The 974-nt window shown below is 62.7% G+C and carries 1 protein-coding gene and 1 pseudogene; both read left to right on the forward strand.

Annotated features, from left to right (window positions below; translation table 11 throughout):
- Positions 1-299: 299 nt before the first annotated feature.
- Positions 300-599, forward strand: a complete 300-nt coding sequence (locus A5708_RS21090; protein ID WP_007771419.1) for a PE family protein — start codon at positions 300-302, stop codon at positions 597-599.
- Positions 600-906: 307 nt separating this feature from the next.
- A pseudogene (locus A5708_RS26980) lies at positions 907-974 on the forward strand (WXG100 family type VII secretion target); the annotation flags it as partial.

Below are 974 nucleotides of genomic sequence, written 5' to 3' on the forward strand. Positions count from 1 at the left end.
GCCTTCTGGAACTGCGTCACCTTCGTCGCCGACGAGGACTGGCCCGCATAGCTGTACATCGCGCCAGCATCCTGTGCGTCGATTACCAGCAACTTTTTCGACCGGGGGCTGGTACCGTTTGCTATGACCGTGTTCTGAGGGGCAGCGGTCGAGGTCAGGCGCTGTTACTGTGTCGTTACCAAAAGTGAATTCGCAGTACCGCTAAGTGAACAATTGCAAACAGCGGGCTTCCACACCGACCTGGTGGGCCCCAGTCATCTAGTCTCGCAGAGTCGGGGATTGAACTAGGAGGGAACAATATGTCGTTCGTGACCACACAGCCGGAGGCTTTGGCCGCGGCGGCCGGGAACCTGCAGGCTATCGGGTCGACTTTGAGCGCCCAGAACGCAGCCGCTGCAGCCCCAACGACGGGGGTGGTACCCGCCGCTGCCGACGAGGTGTCGGCTTTGACCGCGGCTCAGTTCGCCGCGCACGCGCAGATGTACCAAGCGGTGAGCGCCCAGGCCGCCGCGATCCACGAGATGTTCGTGAACACCCTGTCCACCAGCTCCGGTTCGTACGCTGCGACCGAAGCAGCCAACGCGGCCGCCGCTCTGTAGCTCGGACAGGCGGTTCGGGGGCTTGGAACAGGTCATCACCGAAATGGGTTCCAACGTGACCGCCCCGCAGGGGACGATTTCGGGGGCTCTTGCAGCGTCCCGCAACGCAACACGCACTCCGTCAACTCAAACGCCGCGGTTCGGGTTCGACGTCCGTCTCACCGTGACAGCGCCCGGTGGCCGCCGGCTGACGGGAAGGGGGGGTCATTTCTATTCATTCGGCTCGGCGGTTGCGTAACACGTAAACGATCCGGCCACCGTCTTCACCACATCACCCAGTAACCACGTAACAAGGAGAACAGCCGACATGGCAACACGTTTTATGACCGACCCGCACGAGATGCGGGCGATGGCGGGCCGCTTCGAGGTGCACGC

Origin of the sequence: Mycobacterium colombiense (genome assembly GCF_001672755.1) — a bacterium.
Taxonomy (GTDB): domain Bacteria; phylum Actinomycetota; class Actinomycetes; order Mycobacteriales; family Mycobacteriaceae; genus Mycobacterium; species Mycobacterium colombiense_C.